Origin of the sequence: Bradyrhizobium lablabi (genome assembly GCF_900141755.1) — a bacterium.
Lineage (GTDB): Bacteria > Pseudomonadota > Alphaproteobacteria > Rhizobiales > Xanthobacteraceae > Bradyrhizobium > Bradyrhizobium lablabi_A.
Genome location: NZ_LT670844.1, coordinates 7586133 through 7603415 on the forward strand (window position 1 = coordinate 7586133; position 17283 = coordinate 7603415).

Annotated in this window: 18 protein-coding genes; 12 read left to right on the top strand and 6 right to left on the bottom strand. The window is 60.5% G+C overall.

Annotated features, from left to right (window positions below):
- Positions 1 to 113 precede the first annotated feature (113 nt).
- The 9 genes from B5526_RS35545 (at position 114) to B5526_RS35585 (ending at position 7493) form a co-directional block, all read left to right on the top strand.
- Complete coding sequence (locus B5526_RS35545; protein ID WP_079545913.1) at positions 114 to 491, top strand: DUF2946 domain-containing protein; 378 nt, start codon at positions 114 to 116, stop codon at positions 489 to 491.
- Between the two features lie 58 nt (positions 492 to 549).
- Complete coding sequence (locus tag B5526_RS35550) at positions 550 to 1551, top strand: hypothetical protein (RefSeq protein ID WP_079544291.1); 1002 nt, start codon at positions 550 to 552, stop codon at positions 1549 to 1551.
- Between the two features lie 2 nt (positions 1552 to 1553).
- On the top strand, positions 1554 to 1910 hold the full coding sequence (locus B5526_RS35555) for a copper resistance CopC family protein (protein WP_079544292.1): 357 nt from the start codon (positions 1554 to 1556) through the stop codon (positions 1908 to 1910).
- Positions 1911 to 1935: 25 nt separating this feature from the next.
- Positions 1936 to 2895 (top strand): copper homeostasis membrane protein CopD, encoded by a 960-nt coding sequence (gene copD, locus B5526_RS35560; RefSeq protein ID WP_079544293.1) that lies wholly within the window; start codon positions 1936 to 1938, stop codon positions 2893 to 2895.
- 100 nt (positions 2896 to 2995) lie between these two features.
- Positions 2996 to 3502 (top strand): copper chaperone PCu(A)C, encoded by a 507-nt coding sequence (locus tag B5526_RS35565; RefSeq protein WP_433994673.1) that lies wholly within the window; start codon positions 2996 to 2998, stop codon positions 3500 to 3502.
- Positions 3499 to 3912 (top strand): hypothetical protein, encoded by a 414-nt coding sequence (locus B5526_RS35570; RefSeq protein WP_079544294.1) that lies wholly within the window; start codon positions 3499 to 3501, stop codon positions 3910 to 3912. The genes B5526_RS35565 and B5526_RS35570 overlap by 4 nt, the downstream gene beginning before the upstream one ends.
- A gap of 200 nt (positions 3913 to 4112) precedes the next feature.
- Positions 4113 to 5432: a proline--tRNA ligase gene (gene proS, locus B5526_RS35575; protein ID WP_079544295.1), complete on the top strand. Its 1320-nt coding sequence runs from the start codon at positions 4113 to 4115 to the stop codon at positions 5430 to 5432.
- Between the two features lie 73 nt (positions 5433 to 5505).
- Positions 5506 to 6786, top strand: a complete 1281-nt coding sequence (locus B5526_RS35580; RefSeq protein WP_079544296.1) for a lipoprotein-releasing ABC transporter permease subunit — start codon at positions 5506 to 5508, stop codon at positions 6784 to 6786.
- Positions 6787 to 6794: 8 nt separating this feature from the next.
- A complete protein-coding gene (locus B5526_RS35585) occupies positions 6795 to 7493 on the top strand; it encodes an ABC transporter ATP-binding protein (protein WP_079544297.1) in 699 nt (232 codons plus the stop codon).
- A 102-nt stretch (positions 7494 to 7595) separates the two neighbouring features.
- Here B5526_RS35585 and B5526_RS35590 read toward each other — a convergent pair whose 3' ends face one another.
- From B5526_RS35590 to B5526_RS35600, 3 genes are all read right to left on the bottom strand, one after another.
- The gene (locus B5526_RS35590; protein WP_079544298.1) at positions 7596 to 7862 is read right to left on the bottom strand and encodes a DUF3551 domain-containing protein; all 267 of its coding nucleotides are present in this window, start codon (positions 7860 to 7862) and stop codon (positions 7596 to 7598) included.
- The gene (locus tag B5526_RS35595) at positions 7862 to 8137 is read right to left on the bottom strand and encodes a DUF3551 domain-containing protein (protein WP_079544299.1); all 276 of its coding nucleotides are present in this window, start codon (positions 8135 to 8137) and stop codon (positions 7862 to 7864) included. The genes B5526_RS35590 and B5526_RS35595 overlap by 1 nt, the downstream gene beginning before the upstream one ends.
- Before the next feature lie 117 nt (positions 8138 to 8254).
- The gene (locus B5526_RS35600; protein ID WP_079544300.1) at positions 8255 to 8536 is read right to left on the bottom strand and encodes a DUF3551 domain-containing protein; all 282 of its coding nucleotides are present in this window, start codon (positions 8534 to 8536) and stop codon (positions 8255 to 8257) included.
- A 134-nt stretch (positions 8537 to 8670) separates the two neighbouring features.
- Here B5526_RS35600 and B5526_RS35605 point away from each other — a divergent pair, with 134 nt between their 5' ends.
- Entirely contained in the window at positions 8671 to 8916 is a 246-nt protein-coding gene (locus B5526_RS35605; protein ID WP_244562144.1) for a hypothetical protein, read from the top strand.
- Between the two features lie 78 nt (positions 8917 to 8994).
- On the opposite strand, the gene B5526_RS35610 is transcribed toward B5526_RS35605, so the two are convergent.
- Together B5526_RS35610 and B5526_RS35615 are read right to left on the bottom strand one after the other, a co-directional pair.
- A complete protein-coding gene (locus B5526_RS35610) occupies positions 8995 to 9165 on the bottom strand; it encodes an RNA polymerase sigma factor region1.1 domain-containing protein (RefSeq protein WP_079544301.1) in 171 nt (56 codons plus the stop codon).
- A gap of 480 nt (positions 9166 to 9645) precedes the next feature.
- On the bottom strand, positions 9646 to 10473 hold the full coding sequence (locus B5526_RS35615) for a hypothetical protein (RefSeq protein WP_154071620.1): 828 nt from the start codon (positions 10471 to 10473) through the stop codon (positions 9646 to 9648).
- Positions 10474 to 11421: 948 nt separating this feature from the next.
- Between B5526_RS35615 and B5526_RS35630 the strand changes: the two genes are divergently transcribed.
- Positions 11422 to 12441 (top strand): helix-turn-helix domain-containing protein, encoded by a 1020-nt coding sequence (locus B5526_RS35630; protein WP_079545919.1) that lies wholly within the window; start codon positions 11422 to 11424, stop codon positions 12439 to 12441.
- Between the two features lies 1 nt (position 12442).
- Here the strand turns inward: B5526_RS35630 and B5526_RS38245 are convergent, their stop codons facing one another.
- On the bottom strand, positions 12443 to 13288 hold the full coding sequence (locus B5526_RS38245; protein ID WP_154071621.1) for a hypothetical protein: 846 nt from the start codon (positions 13286 to 13288) through the stop codon (positions 12443 to 12445).
- Positions 13289 to 13766: 478 nt separating this feature from the next.
- On the opposite strand from B5526_RS38245, the gene dnaE reads away from it, so the two are divergent.
- A complete protein-coding gene (gene dnaE, locus B5526_RS35640) occupies positions 13767 to 17276 on the top strand; it encodes a DNA polymerase III subunit alpha (protein WP_079544306.1) in 3510 nt (1169 codons plus the stop codon).
- Positions 17277 to 17283 lie beyond the last annotated feature (7 nt).

Below are 17283 nucleotides of genomic sequence, written 5' to 3' on the forward strand. Positions count from 1 at the left end.
TGCCTTGTACAAAGGCCTCCGGGGTGGACACATGGTACCAATGCGCTGCCGCAAGTAACCTCGACATGCAGCGATGCGGGTGGTAGGACACCCAAGGCGTCTTGGGGAAAATCATGCGACGGCGGCTGGAAGCGTTCATTCCAATCGTTCTGCTCTCGATATTGGTGCAGTTGTTTGCGCCGATCGCGGCATTTCGCGTGGTCGCTTATGCTGCAAGCGATCCCCTCTATATGCTCTCGATCTGTGCGGAAACGGCGGCTTCTCCGGACGCGCAGACGGCTCCAGCCAAGACCCAGCATGATCACGGAGATTGCTGCGTGCTTTGCGCGGTTGGTCATGGCGGCGCCGCTGCCGTCGCGCCGCCCCCGCCGATTTTTGTAAGTCTGCAACGCCAGTACCAGCGCGTATCATGGCTGGAAGCCGGAGACGCGATGCCGACCGTTCGGGTCGGCTCGAACGCCCAAGCCCGCGCACCTCCGCAGTTGACGTGAACCGTGGCGGCCATCGGCCGCCGATGCATTCACAGTTCAACATTTGCGGAGAATTTTCATGTCACCCCATCTTTGGCGCGCGGGCCTGTCAGGGCTCGCGATCGCGCTCATTCCACTCTCTCAAAGCCCCGCCCACGAAATCGTTGGCAATCGCTTTTTCCCGGCAACCATTGGCATCGACGATCCCGGCGTCAACGATGAGATGTCGCTTCCGACCGCCGACAGCTTCAAGACCGGCGACGTTCCGCCGGTGCGGCAGCGCGATGTATCCACGGAGTTCTCCAAACGCATCACCGAGGATTTCGCGGTGTCGTTTGGCTCGACCTATACCTTCCTCAGCCCGACCGATCCGACCGCACCAGGCGCCAACGGCTTTCAGAACCTCGACACGACCTTCAAGTACCGCGTGTTCAGGGACCCCGTGCATGAGTTCGTGATGTCGGTCGGTGTCAGCGTCGAGTGGGGTGGTACCGGCTCCGAAGACGTGGGCGCGGAGACGTTCAACCACTACACGCCGAACCTGTATTTCGGCAAAGGGTTGGGTGATCTTCCGGACACGCTGTCCTGGATCAGGCCGGTCGCGATCACCGGCCAGGTCGGTTACTCGATCCCGGAGAAAAATTTCACGCAAACCTTCGGAGTCGATCCTGACACCGGCAATCCGACCGTCGACACCCAATTCCACCCGCGGGTTCTCAACTGGGGCGCGACTATCCAATACAGCATGCCCTATCTGAAATCGGCCGTGATCGACCTCGGCCTGCCGGAGTTCATCAATCACATGATCCCGCTGGTCGAAGCGACCATGCAGACGCCCGTTGCAAATACAATCACCTCCGGAACGATGACGACGGGCACCATCAATCCCGGGGTCATCTGGGTCGGAAACACCTTCCAAATCGCTGTCGAGGCGCTGATCCCGATCAACCGGCAAAGCGGCACCAATGTCGGGGTGATCGCGCAATTGCACCTCTACCTCGACGACATCGATCCGCGCGGCATCGGCAAGCCGATCTTCGGCGGCCCCGTGCAGCCCGCAAGCCCATTTGCAAGGAACTGACCATGCACCGCTCATCTCTTTTCGGAATAATCCCGCTGATTTTCCTGCTGGCTGCGGGCGAAGCTTCAGCCCATGCTTTTCTCGATCATGCCGAACCGCGTGTCGGCAACAAGGTCGCCAGCCCCCCGCGCGAAGTGACGCTGTGGTTCACGCAAAAGCTGGAAGCAGCGTTCAGCAATATCACCGTGACCAACGCGAGCGGCGAACGCGTCGATACCGGCAAGCCGCGCGTTGCCGGCAACCAGATGTCGGTCGCGCTGCGTCCGGGCGGCAGCGGGACTTACCACGTGACGTGGCATGTGCTTTCGGTCGACACCCACAGGACCGAGGGCAATTTCACCTTCCAGGTCGGTCAATAGAGTGATCGGTTAGCGGGAAAGACTGATGACCTGGTTCGGGGCGGAGATCGACGGCCCCATGATCGTCGTTCGTACAATCCACTTCGCCGCCACGGCGGTGACGGCCGGCGCCCTTATGTTTCGCGGGGTCGTCGCCGAACCCGCCTTGCGTTCGCAGCGAGACGCAAGCGCGATCGTGGATTCGCGAATTCGCAAGGTGGCGTGGATCAGTCTCGCCATCGCAATGGTCTCCGGGTTGACCTGGGTGCTGTGGCTGACGATGTCGTTGAGTGGCGAGAGCCTCGGCGAAGCGGTGATGTCGGGGGCGCTGCGCGACGTTCTCAACCTGACGCAGTTTGGATGGATATCGCAGATCCGCTTGGCGCTCGCGATCGTGCTGGCGATTTGTCTCGTCTTCCAGCGCTCTGCGTTGTGTCGCGGGCTCGCCCTGGCGGCGGCTGTGGGCCTCGTTGCTTCCATCGCCTGGACCGGACATGCCGGGTCAACCCCGCACAAATTGGGGTATCTGCATCTCGCCTCCGATGCCCTGCATCTTATTGCCGCGGCGGCCTGGATCGGCGGCCTGGTGCCGCTCGCGCTTCTGCTCACTGCCGGCAGGCGATATCACCTCTTGGCATGGGCTGCGCTCGAACTCGAATTGGTCAGGCGGTTTTCGTTGCTCGGCATCGTCAGCGTGGCGACGCTGATTGCATCGGGCTTGATCAACGCGTGGATTCTGGTCGGTTCATTCGCCGGGCTTGTCGTTACCTTATACGGTTGGATATTAATGCTGAAGCTCATCGTTTTCGCCATCATGGTGGCGTTGGCGACGGTCAACCGGTTCAGGCTGACGCCTCAGCTTGCCTTGTCACGGGGGAGTGAGGCGCAATGCGATGCGCTTCGCTCCCTGACGCGCAATACGGTCACCGAGATCGCGTTGGGGCTTCTCGTCTTCGCCATCGTAGGCCTGCTCGGGACGCTGCATCCGGCGAGCCATTTTATGTGAGATGTCCGGGACGCAGCGATGCAATCTCGGAAACAATCGGAAGAGGAACAAGAAAATGCAAATCGAAAAGCCAACCTTCATGTCGGTCACCCGGACAATCATGGGCGCTGCGGTGCTCGCCTGCTTCCTCGCAGCGCCGGTGCGCGCCGAGGAGGTCAAGGCCGGCGATCTCGTCATCACGCAGGCCTGGAGCCGCGCCACGCCAGGCGGTGCGAAAATCGGCAGCGGGTATCTCACCATCGAAAACAAGGGATCAGCGCCGGACCGGCTGGTCGGCGGCTCGGCCGACATCGCCGGCAAGCTCCAGGTCCACGAGATGGCCACCACCAACGGCGTGATGACCATGCGCCCGCTCGATAACGGGTTGACCGTCGAGCCCGGCAAGACCGTAAAACTGGCGCCGGGCGGTTATCATCTGATGCTGTTCGATCTGAAGAGCCCGCTCAAGCAGGGCGACAAGGTGCCGGTGACGCTCGAGTTCGAAAAGGCCGGCAAGGTGAAACTCTCGCTCGACGTGCAGGGCGTCGGCGCGCAAGGGCCGGCGGGGGCGGGCGATGCGGGCGGCCACATGGACATGAAGAAGATGCCCGACGGCATGAAGATGTGACGCCGACGATGCGCAGCGCCGGTTACGCCTGGTACCTCGTCACCATAGCAGCACTTGCGGCGTCGCCGGTGACCGCGCAACAGCCGCCGCTGGCGCTCCATATCCATACCGAGCACGCGATGTTCCAGGTGCTGATCTCGCCCGGTCACGTCGGCACCGACAGCTTTGTGCTGCAACTGATGTCCGGCGATGGAAGCCTGCTGCCGGTGAAGGAAGCGACGCTTACGCTGAGCCTGCCCGGGCGCGGCATCGCGCCGCTGGCGCGCAAGGCCACGCTCGGCGGTGACGGCTACTGGCACGTCGCCGACGTGCCGATCCCGCAACCCGGCCGCTGGCACCTGCGCATCGACGCCAGAACCGCCTCTCAAAACATTACGCTGGAAGACGACGTTGAGGTGCCGGCGCGCTGAGCCGTCGTTTGCGGGTTTTTTCGTTCATCGGCGCTTGACCGACCCGCTCGCGCCTTATTCGCGCCGTCAATGTCGGGCGCAAAGTAGCAGGAAATCCGTTTGCTGAGCGGCCTTTTTGCCGACCGGCGGCCTTGTGTTTTGGCACCCGATCCGGTTTCACTGCTCATCTCCAATGTCAGAGCGATTCTACCGGTGTACCCATGCGATTGTCGCGGTTCTTTCTGCCCATCCTGAAAGAGAATCCGAAAGAGGCGGAGATCGTGTCGCATCGGCTGATGCTGCGCGCGGGCATGATGCGGCAGGAGGCGGCGGGCATCTATGCCTGGCTGCCGCTGGGCTTGCGGGTGCTTAAGAAGATCGAACAGATCGTCCGCGAGGAACAGAACCGCGCCGGCGCGCTGGAACTGTTGATGCCGACGCTGCAGCTCGCAGATCTTTGGCGCGAAAGCGGCCGCTACGATGCTTACGGTCCAGAAATGCTGCGCATTACCGACCGCCACAAGCGCGAATTGCTGTTTGGTCCGACCAATGAGGAAATGATCACCGAGATTTTCCGCGCCTACGTGAAATCCTACAAGAGCCTGCCGCTCAACCTCTATCATATCCAGTGGAAATTCCGCGACGAGCAGCGGCCGCGGTTCGGCGTCATGCGCGGCCGCGAATTCCTGATGAAGGATGCCTATTCGTTCGACATCGACGAGGCCGCGGCGCGGCGCTCCTACAACAAGATGTTCGTCGCCTATTTGCGCACCTTTGCACGGATGGGACTGAAGGCGATCCCGATGCGCGCCGAGACCGGCCCAATCGGCGGCGATCTCAGCCACGAATTCATCGTGCTCGCGGAAACCGGCGAGTCCGCCGTCTATTGCGACAGCGACGTGCTCAGTCTGCCTGTGCCCGGCGAGGAGATCGATTACGACGGCGATCTCGAGCCGATCATCAGGCAATGGACCTCGGTCTATGCCGCGACCGAGGACGTCCACGACGCCGCGCGTTTCGACCGCGAGGTGGGGCCTGAGAAGAAAGTCCACACCAGGGGCATCGAGGTCGGCCAGATCTTCTATTTCGGCACCAAATATTCCGACACCATGAAGGCCATGGTCGCCGGTCCCGACGGCGCCGATGTGCCGATCCATGGCGGCTCCTACGGCGTCGGCGTCTCGCGTTTGGTCGGCGCCATCATCGAGGCCTGCCATGACGATGCCGGCATCAAATGGCCGGAAGCGGTGGCCCCGTTCAAGGCTGTCATCCTCAATCTGAAGCAGGGCTCCGATGACACCGACACCGCCTGCGAAAAGCTCTACCAGGAACTCACCGCCAAGGGCGTCGAAGTCCTCTACGACGACACCGACCAGCGCGCCGGCGCCAAATTCGCCGCCGCCGACCTGATCGGCATTCCCTGGCAGATTCTGGTCGGGCCGAAAGGGCTCGTCGACGGCAAGCTCGAGCTCAAGCGGCGCGGCGACGGGACGCGCGAGAATCTCAGCCCGGCCGAGGTCGTGGCGCGATTAACCTCGTGACGAATTATCCACCGGGCCTGCTGGCGGACAGACGTAACGCCACAATTCGCCCGAATCGTGTGAAAATCGAACTATGGATGAATCCATGAGCGAGCCAGTTCGAACCCCACCTTTCGCGCCATTCGAATGGCTGCTGTCCGGACGCTATTTGCGGGCACGTCGCAAGGAAGGTTTTATCTCGGTCATCGCCGGTTTCTCCTTCCTCGGCATCATGCTCGGCGTCGCCACGCTGATCATCGTAATGGCGGTCATGAACGGTTTTCGCAAGGAGCTGTTGGACAAGATCCTCGGCCTCAACGGACATCTCCTGGTGCAGCCGCTGGAATCGCCCCTGACCGACTGGAAGGACGTCGCCGAGCGTATCAACCAGGTCGCGGGCATTAGGCTCGCGGCACCCGTCGTCGATGGCCAGGGACTGGGATCCTCGCCGTTCAACGCGGCCGGCGTCTTCATCCGCGGCATCCGCGCCGACGATCTCAACAACCTCACCTCGATCGCCAAGAACATCAAGCAGGGCTCGCTCGAGAATTTTGACGAGGGGCAGGGCGTCGCCATCGGCCGCAGGCTGGCCGATCAATTGTCGCTGCATGCCGGCGACAGCATCACGCTGGTCTCGCCGAAGGGCGCGGTGACCCCGATGGGCACGACGCCGCGCATAAAACCGTACAAGATCGCGGCCGTGTTCGAGATCGGCATGTCGGAATATGACGCGAGCTTCGTGTTCATGCCGCTGGCCGAGGCGCAAGCCTATTTCAACCGCAACAACGACGTGACCGCGATCGAGGTGTTCACCACCAACCCCGACAAGATCGACACCTACCGCAAGACCGTGACCGAAGCCGCCGGGCGGCCGGTGTTTCTGGTCGACTGGCGGCAGCGCAACTCGACCTTCTTCAACGCGCTGCAGGTCGAACGCAACGTGATGTTCTTGATCCTCACCATGATCGTGCTGGTGGCGGCACTCAACATCGTCTCCGGCCTGATCATGCTGGTGAAAGACAAGGGCCAGGACATCGCGATCCTGCGCACCATGGGCGCCTCGCAGGGCTCGATCATGCGGATATTCCTGATCACCGGCGCCTCGATCGGGGTCGTCGGTACCATGACCGGCTTTTTCGTCGGCCTTCTGATCTGCCTGAATATCGAATCGATCCGCCAGTTTCTGTCCTGGCTCACCAACACCGAATTGTTCTCGCCGGAGCTTTATTTTCTCTCCAAGCTGCCGGCCGAGGTCGATTTCGGTGAGACCAGCGCGGTCGTGATCATGGCGCTGACGCTGTCCTTCCTTGCCACCCTCTATCCCTCCTGGCGCGCCGCCCGGCTCGATCCCGTCGAAGCGCTCCGGTACGAGTGAGGGAAAAGATGGAGCAGGGGGCGGAAGATGTACCGGTCGTCTATCTCCACGAGATAAAACGCCAGTACACGCAGGGGGAAACCACCCTGACCATCCTCAACGGCGCCAAGCTCGCGCTGTGGGCCGGACAGTCGGTAGCGCTGGTGGCGCCCTCCGGCGCCGGCAAATCGACATTGCTGCATATCGCGGGCCTGCTCGAGAGCCCCGACGACGGCGAGGTCTATATCGGCGGCACCGCGACTTCGGGATTGTCGGACATCGAGCGCACGCAAATTCGCCGCACCGACATCGGCTTCGTCTATCAGTCGCATCGGCTCTTGCCGGAATTCTCCGCACTCGAAAATGTCATGCTGCCGCAGATGATACGAGGGCTGAAGCGTGCCGAGACCGTCAAGCGCGCCACCGAGATCCTGGCCTATCTGGGCCTCGGCGAACGCATCAAACACCGGCCGGCGGAATTATCGGGCGGCGAGCAGCAGCGGGTGGCGATCGCGCGCGCGGTCGCCAACGCGCCACGGGCGCTGCTGGCGGATGAACCGACCGGAAATCTCGATCCGAACACCGCCGACCATGTGTTCCATGCGCTGATGCAGCTCGTCAAAGCCACCCGCGTCGCGATGCTGATCGCGACCCACAACATGGAGTTGGCGGGCCGGATGGACCGCCGGGTGTCGCTGGTGGACGGCCTGGTGGTCGAATTGGATTAGAGCATGATCCGGAAAAGTGGGCACCGGTTTTCCGAAAAGATCATGCTCAAACAAAAAGATAGAGCGGGATGACGATTCGAAGAAAAGTCATGCCGCTCTAGGTCAATAAACCCGGCGATGCCGCTTGGGGTACCGTCCGTACGGCTCCTGATACGCGCTCGCGAAGTACGGATTGACCAGGCATTGGGCGGCGCGGCCGGAGGCGGAAAGATTGCACTGCGCCAGCGACGTATATCGGCATTCGTAATAGGTCGCCTTGCCATACACATGCAGGCAAACCGGATAACTGGGGTCGTAGGTCTGGGCCCGTGCCGACCCGGCCATCGACGCCGTCGCGATCGCCAAGATCGCCAAACCCAGGATGCGCATCAGAACCTCCGGTGGGACAGGCGGCTGTGGGCCGGCTGCAATTCGGCCCGGGCGCTGTAATAGGGATTGGCGTCGCACCAGGCGGTCCGCCCCGCGGCGCTGGCGCGGCACTGCGCGTAGCTGGAAAAGCTGCAGTCACCGCGGCCGGAGCCGAAATCGCAGCCCTTGATGCAGAACGGATATTCCTGCGCCGCCGCCGGCAGCGCGGCGGAGGTCCAGGCGGCGCCGCACAGCGTCAGCGCCCAAAATGCCGTTTGCCAGGAAGTCCCGCGCATTTGCGTTCCTCCGTTGCCGGTTTCGCCGCCATGTCAGATCGCAAGCAGACAGGCCTTGCCGTTCGCAGTCAATTCACGTTCACGCGTTATGGCAGCGCGGTCCGCGCTGCCATGCGATCAGTAGGCGGGATATACCGAGCGTGTGCGATTGCGGCCGCGAGTGGGGCGCGGGGCGTAATCGTCGTCGGCCCTGTAATAGGGATTTTCGATGCAGTAGAGAAACCGCCCCGAGGCCGTGGCCTGACACTGCTCGTAGCTGTCCCAGACGCAGTTGCTCAGCCCCGGATATTGGTTGCCCTGAAGACAAAAGGGATGGCGGGTGCCGACGGCCTCGGCCGGCGCAAGCCCAACCACCGCCAAGCCGCCCGCGGCCACCAGGATGAGAGCGATGTTACGCATAACGTCTCCTTCGGCCGCAGCCGCTTGCTTGATCGATTCCTTCCGGGCAAACCCAAGCCGGAGCGGCTCCTTCCGTCAACTCACATTCCGGGAATTCGGCGCCCGCGCCCGCGCCTGTGGCAAAACGGTGGTTTTTGATTGATCTCAAGGGCATCCTGTTAGATAGCGCGATTATGCTGCCGCCTATGTTTGACGTCGTGATCATCAAGCGCCGCCCGACCAAATGGGTTTGGCAAGTGCGCGACCGCGAGGGAACCATCCTGATGCACGGATGGGAGCCGACCCGCCGCGCCGCCAAATACAAAGGCGACCGCGCGCTGTTCCTGCTGCTGGCCGCCGGGGCCTATGGCCCGCCCCAGGGGATCCTGGGCACCGAATGAGACCGGCCGATTCTGCCGATCGCGGCTTGAGCCCTGCCGCCGGACAATCTCGACTGCGAACCGAGGAAATAAGCGGGCCTATTCTTCGACGAGCCGGATGTCCGCATCGCTCAGCGCGGAGAGAAGGGCTTCAATGTCCTCCGGCCCAACTTGATCGGATGGGACCAAGTCATTGAGTTGATTGAACGTGATGGTGCCTGTCGGCTCTGCCATCTCAATCGCCCTTCGGATTAATTCCGCCAATTTCATCTAGCTCTCCTCAAAATGGGGCTCCTACTAAAGGGAGGAGAGGCGGCGGCTCCGGAATTAAACCAAGGCATTCATTCGTCGAGCCGGTAGTGGGTCAGTTTGATTGTTGCAGACTTCCGGGCTGGAAAACGGGTGGTTCCGGGCGCATATTTCGGGGATGGCGACAATTGTTCAATGCAATTGCGGCGCCGAGTACAGACGCACTGAAGAGAAGTTCTTGGTACCGCATACGGGTGACGCGGTCTGCACGGTCTGCGGGGCCGCGCTAGAATCGTGGGAGGAAAGCACTCACGTTCCCTCATACGAACTTATTGAACGTCCACAGACAGAAAGCCGGCATGACAAGCCACCCCAAACGCCGTAGGGACCCCGACCAACTCGCTAAGTCGGGTCATTTTTCAAACTGACCCACTACGCCTCTTGACTGATGGTAAATGGGCCGCGTCGGGCCTACCGGCCGAAGCTGGCGCACCCAAGAAGCTAAGCGGCCGTCCCGCGAGTTGGGACGACCGCCGCAAGACTGAGGGCGATTTGCCCAGCGTCGCCGTCGGTCATACTGACCTTGGGAGGCCAGCTAATATCCCCCCCATACGGGTGAACAAGGCTGAGAACGTCACCCAAGCGTCCCTTGAATCCGTAAAAGGTATTAGGGACAGTTGTGCTGAAAACGTGGATGTACAATTGACCTCCACAGATGGTCGTCGTCTGTATGTTTCGTCTCTCACATTGACCGAAATTTTTGACTGACGCCATTTGACTAGGGCCAAGGAATGCTCCGTTGTGAATCATTCGTTTTCCTTGGCTCCAAGTGGTGCCGGTATATTGGCCGATCCAAATTTTCCAGTCGTTAAAGGGCTTTCTATCAGAATAGAATTGCTTCGCCGCCTGCGGACGCATGGCTGCGGATTTAGGGTCGTCCGTTTCTATGACTAGCGTCTTTAGAGTGGTCCAAGTTGCTATGATTTGTTGCACCTCGGCGGTCAACGTTATGGGCTGCCCCAGAATCATCGGGGTGAGAATTGGGATAGATGCCGTCTCGATTTGACTCATCCAGCCCTGATTACATTCTTTGCATGGCGCCTTCAGTTTGCGACTTGCGATATCACCTTCTCTGCGAATGAAGGCGATATCGGGTGAAACGGTATGGTCCACGACGTTCGCACGAATGCTATGATGCCGTTCTTCGGTTCGTGGGACAATCTTGCTGAACCATTCCGGGAATACATGTTCGCCACTGCGCTTGCCGCGCTTACCGCAGAAAATGCATTGTCCTGGCGGGTTGGGCTGCTTCTTTTCGCGTCGCGTCATTTGCGGTGGCCATAAGCCGGAACTTGAGATGAACAAGAAATCAAGGGAAATACAGCGGCGAAGAAGCCGGCTCCGGTTTGTGGCGGCCTCGAAAAAACTTTGGGAAGTGTCCGATATCGTCGAGATGCTTGAGCAGTGGGGGTTAGCGAACTTCAAGCTGGAATATCAATTCGTAGCCCGGCAATACAAGATCGGGACGGGACACTCCGTTAGATCAGGGTCTCAAGCGTGGTTGCTAAACCAACGCTAATAAAAATGCCCCAGGCGTATCCCCTAGTGTTCGGGGGGCCGAAGGGCATCTTTCTTACCGCCTTAACCCCTTCAGCAAGCGCGTTGCGTTCGCTTCGTCCGGGTTTACGTCGCGAGCCCCGCTTTGATTAGAAGCGAGAACCCTTTTTCCCTTCTCGCCGCAACTGCGACCGGGGGAGGGGCAAACTCCCGCTTAGGAGTTTTCCGGGGCAATCAAAAGTTTGGTCATCGCGACCTCATTTTTCTTGTACCCGGCGCTCACACTGGCAGATTCGGCTCAGGACGTTAACCAGAACTGTCGCTTTTCAAACTGACCCCCACTACCGCCTCTTGGGTAGTGGGTCAGTTTGATTGTGGCGGCGTTTCCGGCTGGAAAATGGCCGATTCTGGGCGCATATTTTGCCGCATGAGCAGATTCGGCGAAATCAAAGATCGGCTACAATGGGTCGTAGAAAGCGACCGTGAGGACCTTGCGGACCATCCAGATGGCGAAGACATTACGGGGAGCGAAGTATCCTCACTCTCAGAGCGCATTCACCGGAATTTGGCGCTAATCCGGGCATACGAGACCCGAGACGATGAATAGCCACCCCAAACGCCCTAGGGACCCCAACCAGCTCGCCAAGTCGATAATCGACATTGCGACGGGGGAGAAGCCTGACCGCGATCCTACGCCCGAGGAACAGGGTAAGGACCCGGCTGCCGCCGCACAAGCTTTCCAGACAGCAGCGCGCCCAAATCCTCCATCTCCTTTGCGAGGGGCAATCGATCCGCGCCGTGACCCGGCTGACCGGGTGCAGCAAGAACACCGTCGCGAAGCTACTGGTTGAAGCCGGTCACGCTTGCGCCGCCTATCAGGACAAGGCGCTTCGCAAGCTTCCCTGCAAGCGCGTCCAGATGGATGAAATCTGGTCGTTCGTTTACGCCAAGAACGACAACGTAAAGGATGCCAAGCGCGCACCGGCGACCGCTGGCGACGTTTGGACCTGGACCGCCATTTGTGCCGATACCAAGCTGATTGTTAGCTGGTTGCTCGGCTCTCGCGATATGGACGCCGCTCTAGCATTCACCCATGATCTGGAAAGCAGGCTTGCCAATCGCGTGCAGCTAACCAGCGATGGTCATCGCCCGTATCTGCAAGCCGTTGAGGCGGCGTTTGCGGATCAAGTTGATTATGCGATGTTGATCAAGATTTATGGCGCGGACCCGCAGGCAGAGACACGCTACAGCCCGGCAAAATGCATCGGCGCAGAGAAACAGCCAAAGATCGGTTCGCCCGACGACAAGCACATCAGCACGTCATACGTTGAGCGCAGCAACCTCACCAAGCGGATGCACATGCGCCGCTTCACGCGGTTGACGAATGCATTCTCAAAGAAGGTTGAGAACCACGCAGCCGCGATTGCGCTCCATACGATGTACTACAATTTCGTGCGCATCCATCAAACCCTCCGCGTTACTCCCGCAATGGCCGCTGGCGTTACCGACAAGCTTTGGGAAGTATCAGACATCGTCGAGATGCTTGAGCAGTGGGAGCTAGCGAACTTCAAGCCGGAATATCAATTCGTGGTGCGGCAGTACAAGATCGGGAAGGGGCATTCGATAAGCGTTCTTTGGCGCGGCGGTGAAGTCGACACGATTTTCGGATTTGAGAAAGAGGATGACGCGCTGCAATGGATCAAGGAGAAGTCGCAAGCTTGGTTGCTTGAGCATAAATAACTTATTTGTCTCCCAAGACTTGGGATGATTCGATTTCAGTACGCTTCTGTTTAAGTGCCGGCATTACCTTCTTGAGATAAATTTCGAAATCCTGGTTCGCGCTGCGCAGTTCGAACATACTCATGTCACGGTCTAGAAGTTGAGTAAAATACGAAGGCTGAACAGCGCTTTTGAAAAGCTCGATTGTGCTGATCATATTTTTGGACGCGTTTGTTTCATTGAGACCATTAAACATTGGTTTCTGTTGCAGCACTTGAACTATGTCAGGGTGATATTCCCATTTCTTTAGCAGCCCAGATAAGTTGTTAAATGCTGTCTCAACATTTTTCGCGTGGTCACTGAGCCTTTGCGGAGTGCCATCCCCTATTGTGGATACAAGGTTGATGAGCATCGTGTGCCCCTCCGCAAATGCCGGTGAGATTTGAGTGGCGAACACATTGTAGATTTCATCTATCGCCCGTAGTCGCTGCTCTTTTTCATATGCGGTATATCGCCTAGGTGGTTGGGGCTCGGCAGCGAGAGGCGGCGCAACTTGCGGTGGGAGAGCACGGATAATTTCCGGGCTTGGCATTACCCACAATGCGGCCGAAAGGCCGCCACTAAGCCCTAATGCAAGCCAAAGCCACCATCGTCTTTGTAATGGTTGCCAACCTGCGATCATGCGACGACACCAGTTGATAACCTGCGGGTGGTCCGCAAATCGATCGAGATAAGTGTCGTGGCCCCTCTTTGAAGCATATGTTCTGATGTTGGCGCTGATAATCGAGCTAATGACAGCCAAGACAAGGAAAGAAAAAATGCCTGTGGCAATTCCGCGAAAAGACATGCGCACGTCTCCTGCCGCCATGGGGGGCTCCCAGAGCCGATAGGGGCGTGGTCTGCAACTATCACAATTTCCTCCGATCAATTGGAGGTAGTCGATCCAGTCAAGAATTAACCACAGGGGTTATTTTCCAAACTGACCCACTACCGCCTCTTGACTTCAAGAACAAATAAGGAACAATGTTCTTCTTATGTTCCGCATTGAGGAGTCAGCCATGTTGAAGATGTTCGTGGAAGAAGCGGCGGCGCTGGCGTCGATCGCCCTGTTCGTCGGGATGATCGCGGTCTGGGCGCAATTGATCCCGCAGCTCTGAGGGGCGGGCAGGCAGGGCGGCGAGGCGTTCGGCTTGGGGAAAAGCCGGACGGCGGGTCACAATCGCGCCTTCCGCGTGGACTCAATCCTCCCGAGGCATCACCATTGCGGAGCGAGTCGGCCCTCCAAAGGTGGCGCGCTCCCTCAAGCCCTGTGATCGCCTGCCTCCATGACCCAAAAACCGTCGGCCATGTCCAACGCCGGATTTGTCCATCTCCACGTCCATTCGGCCTATTCGCTTCTGAAAGGGTCGATCAAGATCCAAAAACTCGGCGAATTGGCAAAAGCCGATCGCCAGCCGGCCTTGGCGCTGACCGATACCGACAACATGTTCGGGGCGCTGGAATTCTCCGACAAGATGGCCGGCTACGGCATCCAGCCGATCATCGGCTGCGAGCTTGCGGTCGATTTTGGCGACCAGGATCCCAATGCGCGCAATGCGCTGGCGGCGACCCCGTCGCGGATCGTGCTGCTGGCGGCGCGAGAACGCGGCTATCGCAGCCTGATGCGGCTCAATTCGCGGGCCTTCCTGGAGACGCCGACCCATCAGTCTCCCCACATAAAATTCGAATGGCTGCAGGGCGAGGCCGAGGACCTGATCGCGCTGACCGGCGGCCCCGACGGGCCGATCTCGCTCGCGCTCCACGCCGATCAAGCAGGTCTCGCGGCAAGTCGCTGTGAGGCCCTGGCGAGCCTGTTCGGCGACCGCCTCTATATCGAACTGCAGCGCCACGGCGTCGACAGAGAGCGCCGCGTCGAGGCCGGCCTGATCGATCTCGCCTACACCAAAGGCTTTCCGCTGGTCGCGACCAACGAGCCGTATTTTGCGACCTCGGACGATTACGAGGCGCACGACGCGCTTCTATGCATCGCCGGCGGGCGGCTGATCGCCGACACCGACCGCGATCAGCTCTCGCCGGATCACCGCTTCAAGACCCGCGCCGAGATGGCGGTGCTGTTTGCCGACGTGCCGGAGGCGCTTGCCTCCACCGTCGAGATTGCGGAGCGCTGCGCGTTCCGCCCGGTCACGCGCAAGCCGATCCTGCCGCGCTTTACCGTCGGCGCCGGTGCCAACGCCGCCGACGCGCAGAGCGACGAGGCCGCCGAACTGCACCGCCAGGCCGAGGAGGGGCTGAACCGCCGCCTGAAAATCCACGGCCTCGCCAAGGGCACCACCGACGAAGATTACCGCGCCCGGCTCGCCTTCGAGCTCGATGTCATCACCCGTATGAATTATGCGGGCTACTTCCTGATCGTCGCGGATTTTATCAAATGGGCGAAATCCGAGGGCATTCCGGTGGGTCCCGGCCGCGGCTCCGGCGCGGGCTCGCTGGTGGCGTATGCGCTGACCATCACCGATCTCGATCCGATCCAGTTTGGCCTCTTGTTCGAGCGGTTTCTTAATCCGGAACGCGTGTCGATGCCGGACTTCGACATCGATTTCTGCCAGGACGGCCGCGACCGGGTGATCCGCTATGTGCAGCAGCGCTATGGCCGCGATCAGGTCGCCCAGATCATCACCTTCGGCACCCTGCAGGCGCGCGGCGTGCTGCGCGACGTCGGGCGCGTGCTGCAGATGCCCTATGGCCAGGTCGACAAACTGACAAAACTGGTGCCGCAGAATCCGGCCGCGCCGGTGACGCTTGCGGCCGCGATCGCGAGCGAACCAAAACTGCAGGCATTTCGCGACGAGGATCCGGTGGTGGCGCGCGCCTTCGACATCGCGCAGCGCCTCGAAGGCCTGACCCGGCACGCCTCCACCCACGCCGCGGGTATCGTGATCGGCGACAGACCTTTAAGCGAACTGGTGCCGCTCTATCGCGATCCGAAATCCGACATGCCGGTCACCCAATTCAACATGAAATGGGTCGAGCCGGCAGGGCTAGTAAAATTCGACTTCCTCGGGCTGAAGACGCTGACGGTGCTCGATCTTGCCGTAAAGCTGTTGAAGCGGCGCGGCATCGAGCTCGATCTGGCGCGGTTGCCGCTCGACGATGCGCCGAGCTACGCGATGCTGGCAAAGGGCGATGTGGTCGGTGTGTTCCAGGTGGAAAGCCAGGGCATGCGGCGCGCGCTGGTCGACATGCGGCCCGACCGTTTCGAGGACATCATCGCGCTGGTGGCGCTGTATCGCCCGGGTCCGATGGCGAACATTCCGACCTATTGCGCGCGCAAGCATGGCGACGAGGAGCCGGAATATCTCCACCCCATGCTCGAGCCGATCCTGAAGGAGACGTTCGGCGTCATCATCTATCAGGAACAGGTGATGCAGATCGCGCAGGTGATGGCCGGCTATTCGCTCGGCGAAGCCGATCTGTTGCGCCGCGCGATGGGCAAGAAAATCCGTAAAGAGATGGAGCAGCAGCGCGAACGCTTTGTCACAGGCTCCGTCGAACGCGGCATCGCGCGCGGGCAGGCGGATACGATCTTCGAGCTGTTGGCAAAATTCGCCGACTATGGCTTCAACAAGAGCCATGCCGCGGCCTATGCGCTGCTGTCGTATCAGACCGCCTACATGAAGGCGCATCATCCCGTCGAATTTTTGGCGGCGTCGATGACGCTCGACCTCAACAACACCGACAAGCTCTCGGAATTTCGCGCCGAAGCGCAGCGGCTCGGGATCAAGGTCGAGGCGCCCTCGGTCAATCGCTCCAGCGCCACGTTCGAGGTCGCCGACGGCACCATCTATTACGCGCTGGCGGCTCTCAAGGGCGTCGGCCAGCAGGCGGTCGAACTGATCGTGGAAGCGCGCAAGAATGGATTGTTCACCTCGCTCGCCGATTTCGCCTCCCGCGTAAATCCGCGCGCGATCAACAAGCGCGTGATCGAGAGCCTGGCCGCGGCTGGCGCGTTCGACAGCCTCGATTCCAATCGCGCGCGGGTGTTCGCGGGCTCAGAGGCGATCCTGGCCGCCTGCCAGCGCAGCCACGAGGCCGCGACCATCGGGCAGAACGACATGTTCGGCGGCGCGGCGGATGCACCGACCATCATGCTGCCGCAGGTCGAGCCGTGGCTGCCGGCCGAACGGCTGCGGCGCGAATATGACGCCATCGGCTTCTTCCTGTCGGGCCATCCGCTCGACGATTACGCGACCGTGCTGAAACGGTTGCGGGTGCAGTCGTGGGCGGAATTTTCTCGCGCGGTCAAAACCGGCGCGACCGCCGGCAAGGTGGCGGCAACTGTCGTCTCGCGGATGGAACGGCGCACCAAGACCGGCAACAAGATGGGCATCATGGGCCTGTCCGATCCGACCGGCCATTTCGAGGCGGTGCTGTTCTCCGAAGGGCTCGCGCAATATCGCGACGTGCTGGAGCCGGGCGCTGCCGTGTTGTTGCAGCTCGGCGCCGAGCTGCAAGGCGAAGACGTTCGCGCCCGCGTGCTGCACGCCGAGCCGCTCGATGATGCCGCCGCGAAAACCCAAAAAGGTCTTCGGATTTTCGTCCGCGATACCAAGCCGCTCGAATCCATCGCCAGGCGCTTGCAGATGCCCGAGGCAGGGCCGCAAGGCGCCGCCGCGCGCAGCCCGCAGGCAAAGCTGGCTGCGCCTTCCGGTGGGGCCGACGGCGATGTCTCGCTGGTGATGATGCTCGACCTCGAAACCGAGGTGGAAATGAAACTTCCTGGCCGCTTCAAGGTCTCACCGCAGATTGCCGGCGCGATCAAGGCGGTCTCGGGCGTGGTCGACGTGCAAACGCTTTAAAGCCTGA

What these genes read in the sequence shown, in the direction of transcription:
- B5526_RS35545 (WP_079545913.1), top strand. Translation starts at nt 114, where the DNA reads ATGCGACGGCGGCTGGAAGCGTTCATTCCAATCGTTCTGCTCTCGATA.
- B5526_RS35550 (WP_079544291.1), top strand. Translation starts at nt 550, where the DNA reads ATGTCACCCCATCTTTGGCGCGCGGGCCTGTCAGGGCTCGCGATCGCG.
- B5526_RS35555 (WP_079544292.1), top strand. Translation starts at nt 1,554, where the DNA reads ATGCACCGCTCATCTCTTTTCGGAATAATCCCGCTGATTTTCCTGCTG.
- copD (WP_079544293.1), top strand. Translation starts at nt 1,936, where the DNA reads ATGACCTGGTTCGGGGCGGAGATCGACGGCCCCATGATCGTCGTTCGT.
- B5526_RS35565 (WP_433994673.1), top strand. Translation starts at nt 2,996, where the DNA reads ATGGGCGCTGCGGTGCTCGCCTGCTTCCTCGCAGCGCCGGTGCGCGCC.
- proS (WP_079544295.1), top strand. Translation starts at nt 4,113, where the DNA reads ATGCGATTGTCGCGGTTCTTTCTGCCCATCCTGAAAGAGAATCCGAAA.
- B5526_RS35580 (WP_079544296.1), top strand. Translation starts at nt 5,506, where the DNA reads ATGGATGAATCCATGAGCGAGCCAGTTCGAACCCCACCTTTCGCGCCA.
- B5526_RS35585 (WP_079544297.1), top strand. Translation starts at nt 6,795, where the DNA reads ATGGAGCAGGGGGCGGAAGATGTACCGGTCGTCTATCTCCACGAGATA.
- B5526_RS35590 (WP_079544298.1), bottom strand. Translation starts at nt 7,862, where the DNA reads ATGCGCATCCTGGGTTTGGCGATCTTGGCGATCGCGACGGCGTCGATG.
- B5526_RS35595 (WP_079544299.1), bottom strand. Translation starts at nt 8,137, where the DNA reads ATGCGCGGGACTTCCTGGCAAACGGCATTTTGGGCGCTGACGCTGTGC.
- B5526_RS35600 (WP_079544300.1), bottom strand. Translation starts at nt 8,536, where the DNA reads ATGCGTAACATCGCTCTCATCCTGGTGGCCGCGGGCGGCTTGGCGGTG.
- B5526_RS35610 (WP_079544301.1), bottom strand. Translation starts at nt 9,165, where the DNA reads ATGAAATTGGCGGAATTAATCCGAAGGGCGATTGAGATGGCAGAGCCG.
- B5526_RS35615 (WP_154071620.1), bottom strand. Translation starts at nt 10,473, where the DNA reads ATGACGCGACGCGAAAAGAAGCAGCCCAACCCGCCAGGACAATGCATT.
- B5526_RS38245 (WP_154071621.1), bottom strand. Translation starts at nt 13,288, where the DNA reads ATGGCGGCAGGAGACGTGCGCATGTCTTTTCGCGGAATTGCCACAGGC.
- dnaE (WP_079544306.1), top strand. Translation starts at nt 13,767, where the DNA reads ATGTCCAACGCCGGATTTGTCCATCTCCACGTCCATTCGGCCTATTCG.